The organism is Candidatus Latescibacter sp. IFSED24 (assembly GCF_058273205.1).
The window spans coordinates 3,547,478-3,564,493 of record NZ_CM177850.1 but is presented as its reverse complement, the minus strand read 5'-3'; the positions used below and the strand labels follow the sequence as shown (position 1 = coordinate 3,564,493).

The following is a 17,016-nucleotide window of genomic DNA, read 5'->3' as shown; positions in this document are numbered from 1 at the left end:
TTCCAGGTTTTCGGTGCACGAAGGGCAACGCCGGACAGGACAGGGAAACGAAAAAGGACCGCCTCCGGATTCGGAGGCGGTCCAAGACACTCGACCTTGACCAGGTTACCGATACAGATCCTTGATGCCGCTCCAGGTCGAGGCTTCGGTCCCCACGGTGGCGTCCACGATAACGCTCAGGTTGTCGTAGTACACCTGCGCGAAGCTCGAGGGGTCGCCGCCGGTGGTGGCCGTCAGCTGGACCGTCACGCCGCCCGACACGTCGGGGCCGGTGGTGGTGGTGAAGCTGAAGGAGGTCCAGACCTCGGGATCGGCGTTGAGCGCCAGCGGGGCGCCGCCGAGGATCTCGGAGCTGGAGACGCCGCCGCCCTCGAGCTCGGAGAAGAACTCCGCGAAGGCCACGCCGCCGGCCATCACGGTGCCACGGGCGTCGAAGGAGATGGTGACGGTCTCGCTGGGCTCGACCACACCGATGCCGATGTTGGCGTTCTTCATCAGCGCGGCCGACGGAGCGACCGAGTTGGTGATGCAGGCGGCGTAGTCGCCCACCGAACCCGGGGAGACGATGGTGAACTGCTCGTCGCCGGTGGGGAAGAGGGACCAGCCGGTGAAGTCACCGGTCTCGAAACCGCCGTTGACGGCGAGATCGACGGGATCGGCCTGGGCGAAGCCCGCAGTGAGGGCCACGGTCGCGATGGCGACCACGATGAGTTTCTTGAAAGTCATGGAGCAACCTCCTGGATTCGGCGCCACTCTCCCGTTCCGGCGGGCTGCCGGCCCGGCGGCGGCGCGTGCAATACGAAGCGTTTCGGGCGATGGATCCCCCTCCGCAGACGATGGACGGCCGCGGAATCGGTAGCCAACGAGTCGCATTATACACTATGTTTGGAAACCGAACAAACTAATTCTACACTTTTTTTCACATGGGAAATGCGACGGGATCCGACCGTTCCGTCCGATCCTTTTTGTTCGGAGACCATACCAAGTATGTCGTGAGCGGATCATCCCGCCGCGGATCCACCGGTTCCCGACCGCTGTCAGACCACCGGCCGTAGGTGCGGGAACGCCTCGCGCATGACTAGCTTGGGCCGGCGATCCACGGTGAACAGGCCCCAGTGCTTCTCCGGCTCGTCGGGGTCCGGCGAACCCTTCCAGGGCTCGTCGAAGGCCTCGAAGACGTAGGTCAGGATCCGCTGCTTGCGGCTCCATCGCATGAGCTCGCGGTAGTACTGCGCCTGGAAGCGTTCGGAGGCGTTCACGGGATCGATGCCGCGGCCGTTGGCCCGGGTCGTCCAGCCGGCCTCGGTGATCACCACGGGCTTGTCGGGGTAATGGCTCGCCACCTGGTCGTAGTTCTGTCTGGTGTAGTCGAGGGCGACGTCCACCGACTGATATTCCCAGACCGGGTAAGTATGCACCGAGAGGAAATCCAGCTCGGCGGCCAGCGGTTCCAGCTTGCCGATCCACGGCACGTAGTTCTCGCAGAAGGTGACCGGATGCCCGATGGACTGCTTGATCCGCCGCACGAATCCGATCAGCGTCTCCACGCTCACCAGATGATCGGTCCATTCGACCGTGGCCTCGTTGCCCACCGACACCGAGGACACCACTGACGCGTGTTCGCCGGCCAGGGCGATCAGCCGGTCGATCTCGCGGCTGTTCGCCCGCCGGTTCTCGGCGAGGGTCTCGGTGTCGAAATCGGCCTGCCAGGGGCAGCCGGGATTGCTCTGTTCGGGGCGCATATCCGCACCGAGCATCACCTGCAGGTTGAGGCCCTCGCGGCGGATCACCTCCAGCACGATCTCCGCGTGCCGGCTGCTGTCGTACAGCCGGATGTGTCGCCAGTAAGGGGCGAGGATCCGCAGGTCCTCGGCGACCTGCTCCACGGTGGGATAGGTCCCGTCCACGGGGGACTGTCCCTCGCGGTAACCGGAATAGCAGATGGCGTTGCCGAACTTGAGCGGTGGCGAGGGTCGTGTCTCCATGCCTGATCATGCTCCTCAGCTGTACTTCAACCGGCCTTCGGTGTCCCACAGACCCCAGAACGCGCCCACGTCGCCCTCGTCTCCGGTCTTCCAGGATTCGTCGAACGACGAGAAGTAGAAGATGTCGATACCTTCCTCCTCGGCCCAGAGGAAGGTGTTGATGAAGTAGTTCAGCGCCTGATCCCGGCCCGGCACCGCGGCGCCGTAGGGCGTGCCCGTGCTCGGCCAACCCGTCTCGCTGATGATGATCGGCTTGCCGTCGGCGATGCGCTGGATGCGCCGGTACATCTCCTGCATGTGGTGCAGCGAGTATTCGAAGGGGCAGCACTCCCAGAAGGGGTAGCAGTTGATCGGGAGCACGTCGCAGGCGGCGGCGATGCGCGGATGCTTCTCGAACAGGAAGTAGGCGTCGACGTATCCCACGGGGACGCCGGGCACCGCTCGCCGCACCCGCGCGATGAAGTCGAGCAGCTGGTCCTCGCTCAGGTCGCCGCGCAGCAGCACCTCGTTGCCCACCGCCAGGATGTCGGCGTGGCCCGCGCTCGCCGCCGCGATCCCGTTCTCCAGCTCGCGCTCGTTCTCCTCGGCGTCCGGACCCAGGTCGATGCCGACCAGGGTCTTCAGCCCCAGTTCGTGCGCGATTCGCGGCGACTCCTGGTTGCCCTCGGTGCAGGAGAAGGTCCGGACCCACCGGGTGTGGGGCGCGATGATCGCCAGGCGTTCCCGGATCTGCTGCTCGCCGATCTCGATGCCGGGGGCCTGGCCGTCGAGGTAGGGGCTGAAGGAGAGCCCGTGCACCTTCCGGTCGAGGATGCGGCGGAACAGGGCGATCCGGTCGTCGCGGGACATGCTCTGGAAATCGACACCGGGAAACCCGGTCGGCGGCGACTGGAAGGAGTCCGGTCGACCGGCCGTGTGGGCGCTGGATCGTGAATCCACCGGAAAGGCGTCGCGATATCCCCTGGACATGATGGTTCCTCTCTCGACTCGCGTCCATGACCCGGTCGCCGGGATCTCTGCTGGCGACCACTTTGTACGGTTTCCGAATATAGTCGACATGCCCGAAGATTTCCACAACCGTGCGTGCCTCGTCGGCTCGTGATCCTGGCGGTCGGGTCAGACGTTGACTCGGGTCGATCGCTGGCGATAGAGTCGTCACCGGCCGCACTCACCCTCCCCCGATCCTCCAGGGAAACGATGATCGAGATCTACCAGACCAGCCGCCAGGGGGATCGACTGGTCCGTCGCGACACCGAGTCGGCGCGCACGGGGAGTGCGGACCGCACTCTGGTCCTCGACGAGTCGCAGACCTTCCAGACCCTGCTGGGCATCGGGGGGGCGTTCACCGAGTCCGGCGCCTCCGTCCTGGCGGAGCTGTCACCGGAGCGGCGGGCCGAGGTGCTGGCGGCCTACTTCGCGCCGGACGGCGCCCGCTACTCGCTCACCCGCACTCCCATCGCGAGCTGCGACTTCTCGGTGCGTCCCTACACCTACGCGCCCGTTCCCGGAGACGTGGCCCTCGAGCATTTCTCCATCGAGCCCGACCGCATCTACCTGCTGCCCATGATCCAGCAGGCCCTGGCCGTGGAGGGGGCGGCGTTCGAGATCATCGCGTCGCCCTGGACGGCCCCGCCCTGGATGAAGACCAACGGGACCTGGAACGGTGGCGAGCTCGAACCTGCGCACTACCGGACGTTCGCCGACTACATCGTCAAGTACCTCCAGGCGTACCGGCGCGAGGGGATCCGCATCGGTGGCATCACCCCCGTCAACGAGCCCCTGGGGAACAACGCCAGCTGGGAGAGCCTGCACTTCACGCCGCAGCTCATGCGCCGCTTCATCGTGGATCATCTCGGCCCGGCACTGGCTGCAGCGAACCTGGATACGTCGATCTGGATCTACGACCAGAACCGCGACCAGGTCCTGCTCGAGTGGGCCGACGTCATCCTGGGCGACGAGGCGGCCGCCAGGCTGGTGGCGGGCGTGGCGGTGCACTGGTATCAGAGCACCATCGACGTGGGCGGCGCGGTGCTCGACGAGGTCCGGCGGCGCTTCCCGCATCACGCGATCCTGCACACCGAGGGCTGCATCGATGCCCTGGGCGACGACGAACCCGCGGGATCCTGGCTCGAGGAAGACTGGTACTGGCGGCCCGAGGCCACCGACTGGGGCATGTACTGGGCCCCCGAACACGAGAAGGTCCACCATCCCGCCTACCGCCCGTTCTACCGCTACGCCCGCGACCTCATCGGCGGCCTCAACCACGGCCTGGTGGGCTGGATCGACTGGAACATGGTGCTCGACCTGCGCGGAGGGCCGAACCACGCCCGGAATTACTGCCTCGCCCCCGTGCTGGTCGACGGCGGCCGCGACCACGTCTACTACACGCCGCTCTACCATGCCGTGGCCCATTTCAGCCGTTTCATGCGCCCGGGCGCCCGTCGCATCGGCCTTGGCGGCCACGATCACCACCTCATGGCGACGGCGGTAACGAATCCCGACGGTTCCGTGGCCGTCGCCGTGTTCAACCTCGCCGAGCACGACGCCCGCTACGATCTGGTGCGCGGCGATCGGTCCACGCGTGTGATGATCCCGGGGCAGGCCTTGCAGACGGTGATCATGTCCTGAACCACCGGCGGACGCGCTCCCGATCTCCTCGCGAGGGCCCAGAATGCCGTTGACTCGGGGATACTGGTAGGGTACTTTGTTCGGGCGACGTACAAAGAACGCGTCTCCTACCCGAACGGAACCGGAGCCCCGATGAGCGGCGTGATTCACTCGCAGACGGCCCCCGAGGACCGTATCAAGCCGACCCAGCGCCTCGCCTACAGCGCCGGGGCCTTCGTCAACAACCTGCTGGCCGCAGCCAGCGGAGGCATGATCATCGTGCTGAACCTGGGGTTCGGCCTGAGTCCGGCCCTGGTGGGTCTGCTGGGCGCGCTGCCCCGGCTCACCGACGCGTTGACCGACCCCCTGATGGGCTACATCTCCGACAACACCCGCACGCGCTGGGGTCGGCGCCGGCCCTACATCTTCTGGGGCGTCATCGCCGCCGGCGTGCTGTTCGCCCTGCTCTGGCAGCTACCGGCCGGACGGAGCGAGACCTTCTACTTCGTGTACTTCCTGATCGGCTCGATCCTGTTCTACATGGGCTACACGGTCTGGGTCACGCCGTGGGTCGCCCTGGGCTACGAGCTCACCCCCGACTACCACGAGCGCACGCGCCTGATGGGCACGCAGAACTTCATCGGGCAGCTGGCCTACGTGGTGTCGCCCTGGTTCCTCTGGATCATGAACTCGGGCACCTTCTTCCGCGACACGAACGGTGAGCCCGACCAGGTGGCGGGCGCGGCGGGCCTGGCCATGGTGATCGGCGCGGTGGTCATCGGACTGGGCGTCCTGCCGGCCATCTTCCTGCGCGAGCGCATGCAGACGATCGCCGTGACGGAGCACGCGGAGCATGGCGAGAGTAGCAGCTTCGTGCGCAACATCCTCGGCTTCTTCCGGGGCTTCGGGGAGACGCTCAAGTCGGGCGCGTTCCTCAAGCTGTGCGCGGCCACCTTCCTCGTGTTCAACGGCTTCATGCTTATCGCCTCGTTCCAGTTCTACGTGATCATCTATTACGTGTGCGGCGGCGACCAGACGGCCGGCGCGAAGTATGCCGGCATCGCGGGCACCGTGGGCGCGGTGAGCACGTTCGCGGTGGTGGCCTTCGTCACCTGGTTGGCCACGCGCATCGGCAAGCGGCACGCGTTCTTCTGGTCGATCGGAATCTCGATCATCGGCTACGGAATGAAGTGGGTCTGCTACAACCCCGACATCCCGCTACTGGTGGTGGTGCCGGCGCCGCTGATGGCCTTCGGCCTGGGCGGACTCTTCACGCTGGTGCCGTCGATGGTGGCCGACGTGGTGGACGCCGACGAGATCATCACCGGCGAGCGCCGCGAGGGCATGTTCGGCAGCATCTTCTGGTGGACGGTCAAGCTGGGCATGTCCGCGGCCCTGGCCGGCGGCGGCTACATGCTCGAGGGCACGGGATTCGACGAGGCGCTGGGCGGCGGCCAGGCCGCGAGCACCATCACCATGCTGCGGGCGCTCGACGCCGGCATCCCCATGCTGGCGTCGGCCGTGGCCATCTGGGCGGTGGCGAGGTTCCCCATCACCGAGGCCAGGGCGCTGGAGATCCGGCAGGAACTGGAGCGGCGCCGCGGCCGGCCCGATGCCGCCGGCGACGTCGCCGGGGCCTGATCGGCCGATCCCGGGGGCGCCGGAACATTCGGAACGGAGATCAGAGCATGATTCCCATCACCGACTTTCACCACACCGGACGGTGGGGTCGCACGCTCCTGCTGGCCGCCCTGGTCGCCGGCGGAATGGGCTCCGCACAGGGTGAACCGGGCTTCCAGCAGGCGCCTGACGCGCTCCTGGAGGGCGAGGTCATGGCCATCGCCTATTCCGGCTTCCGGGAGGGCCAGCACCCGGACCGAGGCGACGGCGCGGTGAACCCGAGCCGGGAGGAGATCCTCGAGGACCTCCAGATCCTGGTGCGTGGAGGATTCCGGCTGATCCGTCTCTATGATGCGGGGGAGAACTCGCGGACCGTGCTGGAACTCATCCGGGAGCATGGCCTGCCCCTCGAGGTCCTGCTGGGCATGTGGCTCAACGCCGAGCTGAGCAACCACGAGGGCTGCGCGTGGCTCACCGAACCGATTCCCGATGAGACGTTGCAGGCCAACAAGCGGCTGAATGCCGCGGAGGTCGAGCGCGGCATCGGACTGGCGAACGAATACCCCGGCATCGTGGTCGCCGTGAACGTGGGCAACGAGGCGCTGGTGGACTGGAACGACCACCTGATGTCCGTGGAGGGGGTCATCGCCTACGTGCGGCGCGTCAAGAGCCGGATCGCCCAGCCGGTGACCGTGGCCGACAACTACGTCTGGTGGATCAACGAGGGGGCGGACCTGGCCAGGGAACTGGATTTCGTGGGCGTCCACACGTATCCGGTGTGGGAGGGCAAGACCATCGACGAGGGTCTGGCCTACACCATCGAGAACATCGAGGGCGTGCGCGCGGCGCTGCCCGACAGCCGGATCGCGGTGCTCGAGGCCGGGTGGGCCACCACGGCGGAGGAGTTCGGCGACCGGGCCGGCGAGGTTCAGCAGCAACGCTACTACGAGGAGATCGAGGCCTGGGGCCGCAAGACGAACACCACGATCTTCTTCTTCGAGGCCTTCGACGAGCCCTGGAAGGGCGACCCGGCCCGACCTCTGGGCGCGGAGAAGCACTGGGGGATCTTCTTCGAGGACCGCACCCCGAAGCTGGTCATGCGGTAGCGCGCCATCGCCCAGGGTGGCCACGTCGGCGCGGATCAGTCGCGCCGGATCATGGCCTCCGGAATGCCCACCTCGAGGGCGGCGATGCCGCCCTGGCGCGAGAGGATCCTGGCGCTGGCCGTCCTGTCGAGGCCATGGCCCGGGTGCCGGACCACGGCGCCGTCGTCGCCGGTCGTCTGCACCCAGGGCGCGTCGTCGCTGCGGACGTAGATCACCGGCACCTGGCACAGGGTCCAGGCCAGACGGCCCGCGGGCATGGCGAGGGTCCGGCCTTCACCCCGAAGATCCACGTAGTCGAACCGGTCCGGTTCCCTGGTGAACTCGTCGCCGTGGAGCAGGACCGGCGCGAACCTGACCACGCCATCCTCCACGACCACGCCCAGCTCGCCGCGCCGGGTGAGGATCTCCTCCTTCACCTGGCCGGTCATGCCCGGCTGCTTGGCGCCGCCGCCAGGTGGGGTGTGGGAATAGGGATCGGGCGGAAAGGCGCCGTACTCCGACGCCGATTTCTGGTAGCCGATGCCCGCCCGGATCCGCACGTACATGGCCGCCAGCCGGCTCTGCGTGTCCGGTGGCAGATCCCCCCGCAGGGCGAATTCCTGCACGGCGAGCAGCAGCTTGGCAACCATGTGCCAGTAGATGCAGCCGAGCCCCTCGTAGCCGTACATCACGCCGGAGCGTCCGGTGTACGACCGGTGGTGGAACATCTCCTCGAACAGCTCGAGCACGGCATCCCCATCGCGGGCCACGGCGTCGGCCCAGCGCTCCTGACCGGCGAGGCGCTGGAGGATCGACGCCACGTCGGCGGCCTGGCCGATGTCGCCATGGAAATGCACCACCCCGTCCACGTCGGCCGAGACCAGCGAGGGGTCGTTGCAGTCCAGCAGCTCGCGCAGCAGACCGATTCGCCGGGCCCGCTCGCCAGCGATGGCGTTGCGCTGCAGGAACCCGGGACGCGGCCGGGCCGGGTAGAGCAGGAAGCTGCGCTGCCGCTCGTCGTAGAGCTCGCTCGCCAGCAGCGCGTCGAGCAACGACAGGGCGTCGGCAGGTTCGAGCACGCCGGAGCTGAGCACCGCGACCTGGCCCTCCAGCATCTCCGGCAGGCGGGACAGCGAGGCGCTGGTCCCGTCGCGGTCGAATGCGAGCAGGTTGTAGGAGTGGTACAGACCATCGTCGCGCCGGTTGGTGGCGATGGAGTGATCGATGGCCGCAAGCGCGAGCCGGCACAGGGTGCGGACGCGGTCGATGCGGAGCGTCCGCCGGCCCGAGAATCCTCGCTCGTACAGGATGGTCCGATACTGGGAGAAGGCCTCGCCCAGGGCGTCCATGATGCGCTTGCGCTGGCGGTCGTCGCGTCGATCGCCGGCGAGGCACTCGTGCTCGGTGTCGAGGACGGCGATCACCCGGTCGAACCAGTCGACCACCTCGCACGAGACGGCGAGTTCCTCCGACTCGAGCGTGGCCAGGCGGCGGACCAGGAAGTCCAGGAAGCGCCGCAGGTAGCACAGGGTCACCACCGACACGCCACCGCCGGCCAGGGCATTGTTGGCGTCGTTCCATTCGGGCCGCTGGGTGTTCATCCAGATCCCGGTGTCCGGCACCAGGTTCGACAGCTTCGCCAGGATGGGCACCAGCAGCTTCTCCAGCAGATTCACGTGGAGCACGCGGCCCTCGTCGTCGACCCGGAGCTTGCCGTCGGTTCCCCGGGCGGCCACCCGCCGGTCGATCTCGGCTGCCCACTCCTCGTCGAAGTCGATGGTGTCCCGGGCGTCGGCCAGGATCGACGCGTACGGCTTGATGCGGTAGGGCACGTCGGCGTAGCTGAAGATGTCGGCGGCCATCAGGCCGGGGAGGGCCCCGGGGTCGTGGGCGTCGAGAGACTCGAGCAGCTTCAGCAGATAGACGATCTGGTGGTCGCCCCAGTAGCCGATGTTGCTCCAGGGATCCTCGGGCTCGGGGACCTCCCAGTCGATCCCGTCGCGGGTGAGCCGGTACGGATTGAACCCGTCGGCGGTGGAGGCGTTGACGAACGTCGCCACCATGTTGCGCAGGAACGCCGGGAAGGACACGGCCAGGGCTTCCCAGTTCTGGAAGATGTCGCGCCAGTTGCCCTCGTAGTGCAGCAACGGGTGGCCGTCTTGATCGCGGACGCGGATCTCGAACTGGTTCCAGGGCCGGCTGGGGTCGCCGTGGCGCCGGCCGAAGTAGAGCGGCAGGTACTCGTGACCGAGGCGGGACAGGTCGTGGTCTCCGGTGTCCATCACGGCCGCGCGCAAGGCGTCCACCGTGAGTCGCTCGGGCCAGGCCGCCAGCAGGCCCTGGTGTCGCTCGGCGACCTCCCGATTGCGAACCCCGAGGAAGGCCACGAAATCGTCGCGCTCGACGTCGTGATTCTCCGCGAAGACCCCGCCGCGCATGACGTTGAAGAGCACGTTGGCCAGGTGATGGGCGGAAGCCTCGGGACACGCGCTCTTCTGCAGGCCGTCGGCGCTGGCGACGATGCGCCGGAGGTTCTCGCTGGCGGTGTCGAGGGCTTCGTTCACCGCGTCGGGCAGCCCGGCCTTCGCTCTCAGGTCACGCCGCAGGCTCGCGATCTGCAGGTGATCGCGACCGCTGTCGGCGGCCATGATCCAGGTGACACTGGCGCCAGGCGGCAGACCCTGGGCGAAGCTCACCAGGTAGTTGCCCCGGCGTCCGGCGAGCCAGCGATCGGCCGGAGGCCGGTCACCGTGCCGGAAGGCGTCGAGGGCGTCCAGGGACAGGTGCACCTCGAGATCGTCCGGGCCGCAACACCAGACCGTGTTGGCTCGCAGCACCTCGAGGGCCTCGGCACGATCGGTGATGCCGGCGCTCAGGGAGAAGATGCCCAGCCCGGTCTCCGGGTCCACCTCGCTGGTCTTGTAAGCATCGACGAGGTTGCTGGCCCGTTGGTAGAGGCGCAGGGGCGCACCACTGGGCAGGATGTTCCGCAAGCCGTCCATCACCCTCACCGTGCGCGGGGTGGCGCCGAGATTGGTGAGGGTGGCCGTGCGCACCCAGCCGAAGCGGTCGCACCCCGCCCAGCGGTAGCGGAGGGCCAGCTCCGACCGACGGTCGATCTCCTCGAAGATCAACCGGTTGCCTAGCACGTTCTTGTAGAGGCTCCGCTCGACGTCGGGCCTGGTGAAAGGCTCCCAGAGTTCGGGCTCTCCGGTCTGCGCTTCCACGCGGACCAGCGTGATCGGCCCGGTGTGGTGGTGGGCGTCGTGGAGCTGGTCGCTGGTCAGGTAGGGGAAGAGGCTGCCCTGGGCATCGACCCGGCCGGCGGTCAGGCCGCCGTCGCTCGTGGCGAACATCCAGAGATCGGTGTCCGTCGGCACGTTCATCAGGAACGGATCCATCTCGTGGAGATCCTGGATCCGGTAGTACGTGTCGCCTTCGAGGTCGACGAACCCGTTGTGCGTCGTCGCCGAGGAGGCCGCGCTATCGGGGTTCGCCGGTGTCTGGATCGGTCGTGGTCTCATGAGGCGCCTTCGTCCTGAAGGTTGCGGATGTTTTCCATCCTATTTCTTCCGCGAGCCAGTCGGATTTCCAGGCTGCAACTATGATATCGTATGTACGGACACCGAACAAACAAATTCTCCCGATCCGGTCGAATGCTGGCGGCCGCTTGGGATGGGAAACGACCTGGCCGACACCACCACGACTCCAGGCATTCGACCCGTCGGGCTGGACCACGGTGGCCGCCAGCCGAATCGAAATAGCGGGGTTGACAGGAATTGGAAAATGAAGCATTCTTTGATCGGTGCCCGTACAAAGTGTTCCGAGCCGCCAGGATGCCTGTCCTAACCCGGCGCGCGGTACGGCCGTAAACGGCGTTTGGTCCCAACACGGAGGCGCGACGTGAAAGCAAACGATGTGGGTCGACCCATACGAACTGTCATCGCGGCGATGCTGGCCGCTCTGGCCTTCCTGACGGTGGGCGGCTGCAGCGACCGGGACCTGAACACGTTGCAGCCCGCCACCGGCGATGACAACCCCGTGGTGTTCTCCGACGCGTTCGAGGGCGGTCTGGACTACTCGGCCTTCGAGTACTCGTTTTACGACGCCTTCACCATCGACGGGGTCGAGACCTTCCGGGGCAACGCGTCGCTGAAGATCTCGATCCGGGCGGAGGAGGGCAAGGCCTGGGCTGGCGGATCGTTCTACACCCAGGGGCCGCGGAACCTGAGTTCCTACAACGCGCTGACCTTCTATGCGCGCGCCAGTCGCGCCTTCACCATCGACGCTCTCGGCTTCGGCCTCGGCATCTTTTACCCGTCGGATTACCAGAGCGAGACGCAGGGCATCCCGTTGACCACCGAGTGGACCCACTACGTCATCCCCATACCGAACTCGTCGCGCATGACCCTCGAGCACGGGATGTTCTGGTACAGCGCCACCGTCAGCGACGGTCCTCCCACCGATATCTGGTTCGACGAGGTGAAGTTCGCCAACGTGTCCGGCATCACCAACGTGCGTCCGGTCATGCCGACCCGATCGGTGCAGGCCCTGGTGAACGAGCAGTTCGAGATTCCCGGCACCCGGACCACTTTCAACGTGAACGGGCGGGACATCCTGGTCCGGCACACCTTCAACCACTTCGACTACACCTCCTCCGACGAGTCGGTGGTGGCCGCGGAGGGCAACATCATCACCGGTGTCAGCCTGGGCGAGGCCACCGTCACGGCCAAGCTGGGCGAGGTGGACGTTCAGGGCGAGATCACGGCGAATGTCGTCTCGGAGATCACGCGCCCGGTGGTGTTCATCGACGACTTCGACACCGGCCTGGACTACGGTTCCTTCGGTGACGGCCAGTATCTCGAGGCCCTCTCCATCGACGACACCGGCGGCGTCAACGGTTCGGCGGCCATCCGGATCACGATCCCGACGGGCCGATTCGCGGGCGGCGCGACCTACTCCACCGATGGCGGGCGCGACCTCACCAGCTTCAATGCCCTGATCTTCGACGCCCGTGCCGATCAGGAGGGCTATAACCTGGCGAACGTGGGCTTCGGCATCGGCCTGGGTGCCGGCGGCATCGACTACATGGCGGATATCCAGGATGTCGAGCTCGGCACCACCTGGCGTCGGGTCGTCGTGCCGATCCCCGCCGCCGCGCGCCTGACGGCGGAAGCCGGCGTGTGGTGGTACTCCGCGGGCCAGCCGGGCAGCATCTGGTTCGACAATATCCAGTACACCACCCTGGACGAGACCGAGCTCAACGACATCCGGCCGGTCATGGACTCCACCTCGGTGGTCGCCGAGATCGGCGACACCGTGAACATCACGGGAACCGGGACGACCTTCGGCGTGGACGGGACCGATGTGGCCGTGGCCCACGGTCCGCTGTACTACACCTATGCCTCGTCCAACGAGAACGTGGCCGTCGCCTCCGCCGGCGTGGTGACCGTCATCGGTGGCGGCACGTCGACCATCACCGCCACCCTGGGCAGCACCCCGGTGGCGGGCGAGGTCGTCGTGACCGTGATCGCCCCACCGAGCACGCCCGCGACCCCGCCGACCCACGACCCGGCCGGCGTGATCTCGCTCTTCAGCGACGTCTACGACGACATCACCGTCGACACCTGGCGCGCCGACTGGAGCTCTCCGCCGGTGACGGTGGAGGACCAGCAGATCCAGGGCGACAACGTGAAGGCCTACGACGGGCTCACCAGTCCGGCCCTGTTTTGCGGCATCGAGTTCACCAACGACCTCATCGATGCCGAGGCGACGGGCATGACCCATTTCCACATGGATATCTTCGCCCCGGCCGGCACGCTGTTCGGTGTCGTCCTGGTGGACTTCGGCGAGGACGGCGAGTTCGATGGCGGCGACGACACCGAGTTCCGGGTGGACTTCAACGCCGACTCGACGCCGCCGCTGGTCAATGGCCAGTGGATCTCTCTGGACATCCCGCTGACGGAGTTCCAGGGCATGAACTTCGGCCACCTCGCGCAGATCCTGCTCACGAGGACCAACACCGGCAGCCTGTGGCTCGACAACGTCTATTTCCACGACTAGGTGCGCATTCGCCGCGATCGGCGGACCACAGCGAGGAGACCGCAGATGCCGAACATGGACTGGACGCGCAAGGGCGAGCGCCGGGTGGATCCCGACCAGCCTCGTCCGCTCGCCGGCGCCGTGCTGCGGTTGATCTGGCAGGAGCGCCGCATCTCGCGCGCGGAGATCGCGCGGATGGCGGGCCTGTCGCGGTCGACGGTCTCGGAGATCGTGGGCGAACTTTTGCCCACCGGCCTGATCGCAGAGACCGGCGCCGGCCCGTCCCGCGGGGGGCGCCGCCCGATCGTGCTCGAGTTCCAGGACGACGCGTACGTTGTGCTCGGCGTGGAGATGGGGGCCAACCACGTGTGCGTGGCTCTCACCGACCTGCGTGGGCGTGTCATCAACTGGGCCTGCCGGCCCCATCCGGTCCGTGATGATCCCCGGGGCGCGCGGGGGGTCATCACCGAACTCTGCACCCAGAGCCTCGATCCGATCGTGGCCGGCGGCATCCCCCTGGCCGGAATCGGCGTGGCCGCGCCCAGCCCCGTGCATCCCTCCGATCCCTACCACCTGGACCGGGTGGTCATGCCGGCCTGGGGAGGCGATCTGGGTCTGCAGGCCCTGGCCGATTCCTTCGGCGTGCCCCTGATGGTGGACAACGACGCCAATCTGGGCGCGCTGGCCGAGCGCTGGTGGGGCGAGGGCCGCGAGGTCGACAACTTCGTCTACATCAAGCTGGCCACCGGCATCGGCGCTGGCTACGTGCTGGACGGCGAGATCTACCGCGGCGCCACCGGGGTGGCCGGCGAGATCGGTCACGTCGCCATCGACCCGCGGGGCAAGACCTGTGTCTGCGGGCTGCGTGGTTGCCTGGCCACCATGGTGGGCGCCGAGGCGCTGTTGCAGCGGGCCGCCGAGCTCGCCGCCGACCAGCCCGACCATCCGGCTCATGGCGGGCGACTGGCCATGAGCGGCTTGTTGCAGGCCGCCCTGGCCGGCGATCCCTTGGCCCTGACGGTGGTCCGGGAGGCCGCCGAGAACCTCGGCATCGCCGTGGCCGGCCTGCTGAACGTCCTGAATCCGTCGCTGGTGGTGGTGGGTGGTGATCTGGCGCGGCTGGGCAGGCTGCTGGTCGACCCGCTCGAGGCCACGATCCAGCAGCGCACGCTGGTGACCTCGATGAAAGCGGTCGAGATCCGGACCAGCGGACTGGGCCTGCAGGCGATCGCCGTCGGAGCCGCCACCCTGATCCTGGAAGCGGCCCTGGCAGACTGCCAGCGTTTCCCCGCCGTTTCCCATCGGTCCCCAAAATCTAGCAGGAGTATGGGCGCATGAAAGACCTTCGTATTTCCGGCCTCCTCGTCCTGGTCTTGATCCTCGCCGGCTGTGCCTCGGAGCCCTACGACCCCGACGTCCATGACGTCCCGCGGGAAGACGACGGCACCATCGAGTACACCCTGGTCTGGGAGGACGACTTCGAAGGCGACGCGGACCAGAGCCCCGATCCCACTCGCTGGACCTACGACGTGGGCAACGGCGACAACGGCTGGGGCAACGCGCAGCTGGAGTACGACACCGCGCGTCCGGAGAACGTCTCGCTCGATGGCGGCGGCAACCTGCGCATCATCGCCCGCGAGGAGTCCTACAACGGGTTCGACTACACCTCGGCCCGCATCAAGACCCAGGGCCTGTTCTCGCAGGCTCAGGGGCGCTTCGAAGCCCGGATCCGGCTGCCGATCGGACAGGGTATCTGGCCGGCCTTCTGGCTGCTGGGCGACGCCATCACGGACGTGGGCTGGCCCCAGTGCGGCGAGATCGACATCATGGAATATCGCGGCCAGGAGACCAACCGAGCGAACGGGGCGCTGCACGGGCCTGGCTACTCGGGCGGGGCCGCGCTGTCCGGCAGCTACACCCTGCCGGGGGCGGGCTTCGACGAGGGTTTCCATATCTTCGCCGTGGAGTGGACGCCCAGCTCGATCTCGTGGCAGGTCGACGGCGTCACCTACATGACCGTGACTCCGGGCGACCTGCCCGGCGGCGCGGAATGGGTCTTCGACGAGACCTTCTTCATCATCCTGAACGTGGCGGTCGGCGGGACCTACGTGGGTTCCCCGGATGCGAGCACGGTCTTCCCCCAGACCATGCTCGTCGATTACGTGAAGGTGTACGAAGCCAACTGATCCGCGGGCCGCCCGCGGCCGCGAATCCGATCCTGACGACGGCGCCGGTGATCGGCGCCGTTTCCCTTGCCGGCCTTCGTGGAGGTGACCATGCCGGACGCGCACCGGATCTCGATCAAGGAGAAGATCGGCTACGGGCTGGGAGACACGGCCTCCAATCTCTACTTCCAGATGTTCATCATCTACCTGCTGTTCTTCTACACCGACGTGTTCGGCATTCCGGCCGCTGCGGCCGGCACCATGCTCATGCTCTCGCGCTTCTGGGACGCGGTGAACGACCCCCTGATGGGGATCATCGCCGACCGCACCCGCACGCGCTGGGGCAAGTTCCGTCCCTACCTGGTGTGGATCTCCATCCCCATCGGTGTGATCGGCGTGGCGACCTTCTACACCCCGGACCTGAGCGTCGGGGGCAAGATCGTCTATGCCTACATCACCTACACGCTCATGATGATGGCCTACACCGCCATCAACATCCCCTACTCGGCGCTGATGGGCGTGCTGTCGCCCGACACCCTGGAGCGCACCAGCGTCTCCACCTATCGCTTCGTGCTGGCCTTCGTGGGCGCGTTCCTGGTGCAGGGGCTCACGCTGCCGCTGGTCCGGCTGTTCGGCGGCGGCGACCAGGCGGCGGGATTCCCGCTGGCCATGGCCGTGTTCGGGGTGCTGGCGGCGATCCTCTTCTACGTGACCTTCGCCACCACGCGCGAACGCGTGCAGCCGCCCGCGAGCCAGCAGACCTCGCTGAAGAGCGACCTGCGCGACCTGACCCGCAACCGCCCCTGGATGATCCTGCTGGTGATGAGCATCTCGTCGCTCGCCTACGCGATCATCCGCAGCGGCTCGACCGTGTACTTTTTCAAGTACTGCGTGGGCGACGAGGGTCAGGCGTCGTTGTTCATGGTCACCGGCACCGTGGCGGTGATCCTCGGCGTGGCCGCGACCCAGTTCCTCGCCCGCCGGCTCGGCAAGACGCGCCTGTACATCGCCGTGATGGGGCTCAGCAGCATCCTGACCGGCGTCTTCTACTTCGTGCCCACCGACCAGACCGTGCTCATCTTCGCCCTGAACATCGTCACCATGCTGGTGATGGCGCCGCAGGCCCCGCTGATCTGGGCCATGTACGCCGACACCGCCGACTACTCGGAGTGGCAGAACGGCCGGCGGGCCACCGGTCTGGTGTTCTCAGCGGCGACCTTCGCCCAGAAGTTCGGCATCGCCCTGGGCGGCGGCGCGGCGGGCTGGCTGCTGGCGGGGTTCGGCTTCGTGGCCAACGCCGAGCAGTCGCCAGAGACGCTGCGCGGGATCCGGCTGATGATGAGCTTCATCCCGGCCGCCGCCGCCGCCGTGGCGGCCCTGGCGGCGCTGGCGTACGGGCTGGACGACGCTCAAATGAAGCGCATCGCGGACGAGCTCGCCGACCGCAAGGTCGACGCCCAGTAGAAGGCCGGCCCGGGTCGCGCCGGGCCGGCCTTGCTCCGTCGAACATCC

Annotated in this window: 11 protein-coding genes; 7 read left to right on the top strand and 4 right to left on the bottom strand. The window is 67.3% G+C overall.

What is annotated here, in order from left to right; all coding sequences use genetic code 11:
- Nucleotides 1–105: 105 nt before the first annotated feature.
- From IFSED24_RS14445 to IFSED24_RS14435, 3 genes are all read right to left on the bottom strand, one after another.
- Complete coding sequence (locus tag IFSED24_RS14445) at nt 106–726, bottom strand: carbohydrate binding domain-containing protein (protein ID WP_491332179.1); 621 nt, start codon at nt 724–726, stop codon at nt 106–108.
- 311 nt (nt 727–1,037) lie between these two features.
- Nucleotides 1,038–1,985, bottom strand: a complete 948-nt coding sequence (locus IFSED24_RS14440) for a glycosyl hydrolase family 17 protein (protein ID WP_491332178.1) — start codon at nt 1,983–1,985, stop codon at nt 1,038–1,040.
- Nucleotides 1,986–2,000: 15 nt separating this feature from the next.
- Entirely contained in the window at nt 2,001–2,954 is a 954-nt protein-coding gene (locus tag IFSED24_RS14435; protein WP_491332177.1) for a glycoside hydrolase family 17 protein, read from the bottom strand.
- A gap of 228 nt (nt 2,955–3,182) precedes the next feature.
- On the opposite strand from IFSED24_RS14435, the gene IFSED24_RS14430 reads away from it, so the two are divergent.
- The 3 genes from IFSED24_RS14430 to IFSED24_RS14420 all read left to right on the top strand — a co-directional run bounded on the left by IFSED24_RS14430 (nt 3,183) and on the right by IFSED24_RS14420 (nt 7,318).
- Nucleotides 3,183–4,613, top strand: coding sequence for a glycoside hydrolase family 30 protein (locus IFSED24_RS14430; RefSeq protein ID WP_491332176.1), 1,431 nt, complete (start codon nt 3,183–3,185; stop codon nt 4,611–4,613).
- A gap of 132 nt (nt 4,614–4,745) precedes the next feature.
- Entirely contained in the window at nt 4,746–6,233 is a 1,488-nt protein-coding gene (locus tag IFSED24_RS14425) for an MFS transporter (protein ID WP_491332175.1), read from the top strand.
- A gap of 47 nt (nt 6,234–6,280) precedes the next feature.
- Nucleotides 6,281–7,318 (top strand): glycoside hydrolase family 17 protein, encoded by a 1,038-nt coding sequence (locus tag IFSED24_RS14420; protein ID WP_491332174.1) that lies wholly within the window; start codon nt 6,281–6,283, stop codon nt 7,316–7,318.
- A gap of 35 nt (nt 7,319–7,353) precedes the next feature.
- Here IFSED24_RS14420 and IFSED24_RS14415 read toward each other — a convergent pair whose 3' ends face one another.
- Entirely contained in the window at nt 7,354–10,821 is a 3,468-nt protein-coding gene (locus IFSED24_RS14415) for a 1,3-beta-D-glucan phosphorylase, GH149 family (RefSeq protein WP_491332173.1), read from the bottom strand.
- A 379-nt stretch (nt 10,822–11,200) separates the two neighbouring features.
- On the opposite strand from IFSED24_RS14415, the gene IFSED24_RS14410 reads away from it, so the two are divergent.
- The 4 genes from IFSED24_RS14410 (at nt 11,201) to IFSED24_RS14395 (ending at nt 16,968) form a co-directional block, all read left to right on the top strand.
- The gene (locus IFSED24_RS14410) at nt 11,201–13,360 is read left to right on the top strand and encodes a hypothetical protein (RefSeq protein ID WP_491332172.1); all 2,160 of its coding nucleotides are present in this window, start codon (nt 11,201–11,203) and stop codon (nt 13,358–13,360) included.
- A gap of 45 nt (nt 13,361–13,405) precedes the next feature.
- Nucleotides 13,406–14,677, top strand: a complete 1,272-nt coding sequence (locus tag IFSED24_RS14405; protein ID WP_491332171.1) for an ROK family protein — start codon at nt 13,406–13,408, stop codon at nt 14,675–14,677.
- Nucleotides 14,674–15,525 carry a glycoside hydrolase family 16 protein gene (locus IFSED24_RS14400; protein ID WP_491332170.1) on the top strand — a complete coding sequence of 284 codons (852 nt, stop codon included), beginning with the start codon at nt 14,674–14,676 and terminating at the stop codon, nt 15,523–15,525. The genes IFSED24_RS14405 and IFSED24_RS14400 overlap by 4 nt, the downstream gene beginning before the upstream one ends.
- A gap of 90 nt (nt 15,526–15,615) precedes the next feature.
- A complete protein-coding gene (locus tag IFSED24_RS14395) occupies nt 15,616–16,968 on the top strand; it encodes an MFS transporter (RefSeq protein WP_491332169.1) in 1,353 nt (450 codons plus the stop codon).
- Nucleotides 16,969–17,016 lie beyond the last annotated feature (48 nt).

What these genes read in the sequence shown, in the direction of transcription:
- IFSED24_RS14445 (WP_491332179.1), bottom strand. Translation starts at nt 726, where the DNA reads ATGACTTTCAAGAAACTCATCGTGGTCGCCATCGCGACCGTGGCCCTC.
- IFSED24_RS14440 (WP_491332178.1), bottom strand. Translation starts at nt 1,985, where the DNA reads ATGGAGACACGACCCTCGCCACCGCTCAAGTTCGGCAACGCCATCTGC.
- IFSED24_RS14435 (WP_491332177.1), bottom strand. Translation starts at nt 2,954, where the DNA reads ATGTCCAGGGGATATCGCGACGCCTTTCCGGTGGATTCACGATCCAGC.
- IFSED24_RS14430 (WP_491332176.1), top strand. Translation starts at nt 3,183, where the DNA reads ATGATCGAGATCTACCAGACCAGCCGCCAGGGGGATCGACTGGTCCGT.
- IFSED24_RS14425 (WP_491332175.1), top strand. Translation starts at nt 4,746, where the DNA reads ATGAGCGGCGTGATTCACTCGCAGACGGCCCCCGAGGACCGTATCAAG.
- IFSED24_RS14420 (WP_491332174.1), top strand. Translation starts at nt 6,281, where the DNA reads ATGATTCCCATCACCGACTTTCACCACACCGGACGGTGGGGTCGCACG.
- IFSED24_RS14415 (WP_491332173.1), bottom strand. Translation starts at nt 10,821, where the DNA reads ATGAGACCACGACCGATCCAGACACCGGCGAACCCCGATAGCGCGGCC.
- IFSED24_RS14405 (WP_491332171.1), top strand. Translation starts at nt 13,406, where the DNA reads ATGCCGAACATGGACTGGACGCGCAAGGGCGAGCGCCGGGTGGATCCC.
- IFSED24_RS14400 (WP_491332170.1), top strand. Translation starts at nt 14,674, where the DNA reads ATGAAAGACCTTCGTATTTCCGGCCTCCTCGTCCTGGTCTTGATCCTC.
- IFSED24_RS14395 (WP_491332169.1), top strand. Translation starts at nt 15,616, where the DNA reads ATGCCGGACGCGCACCGGATCTCGATCAAGGAGAAGATCGGCTACGGG.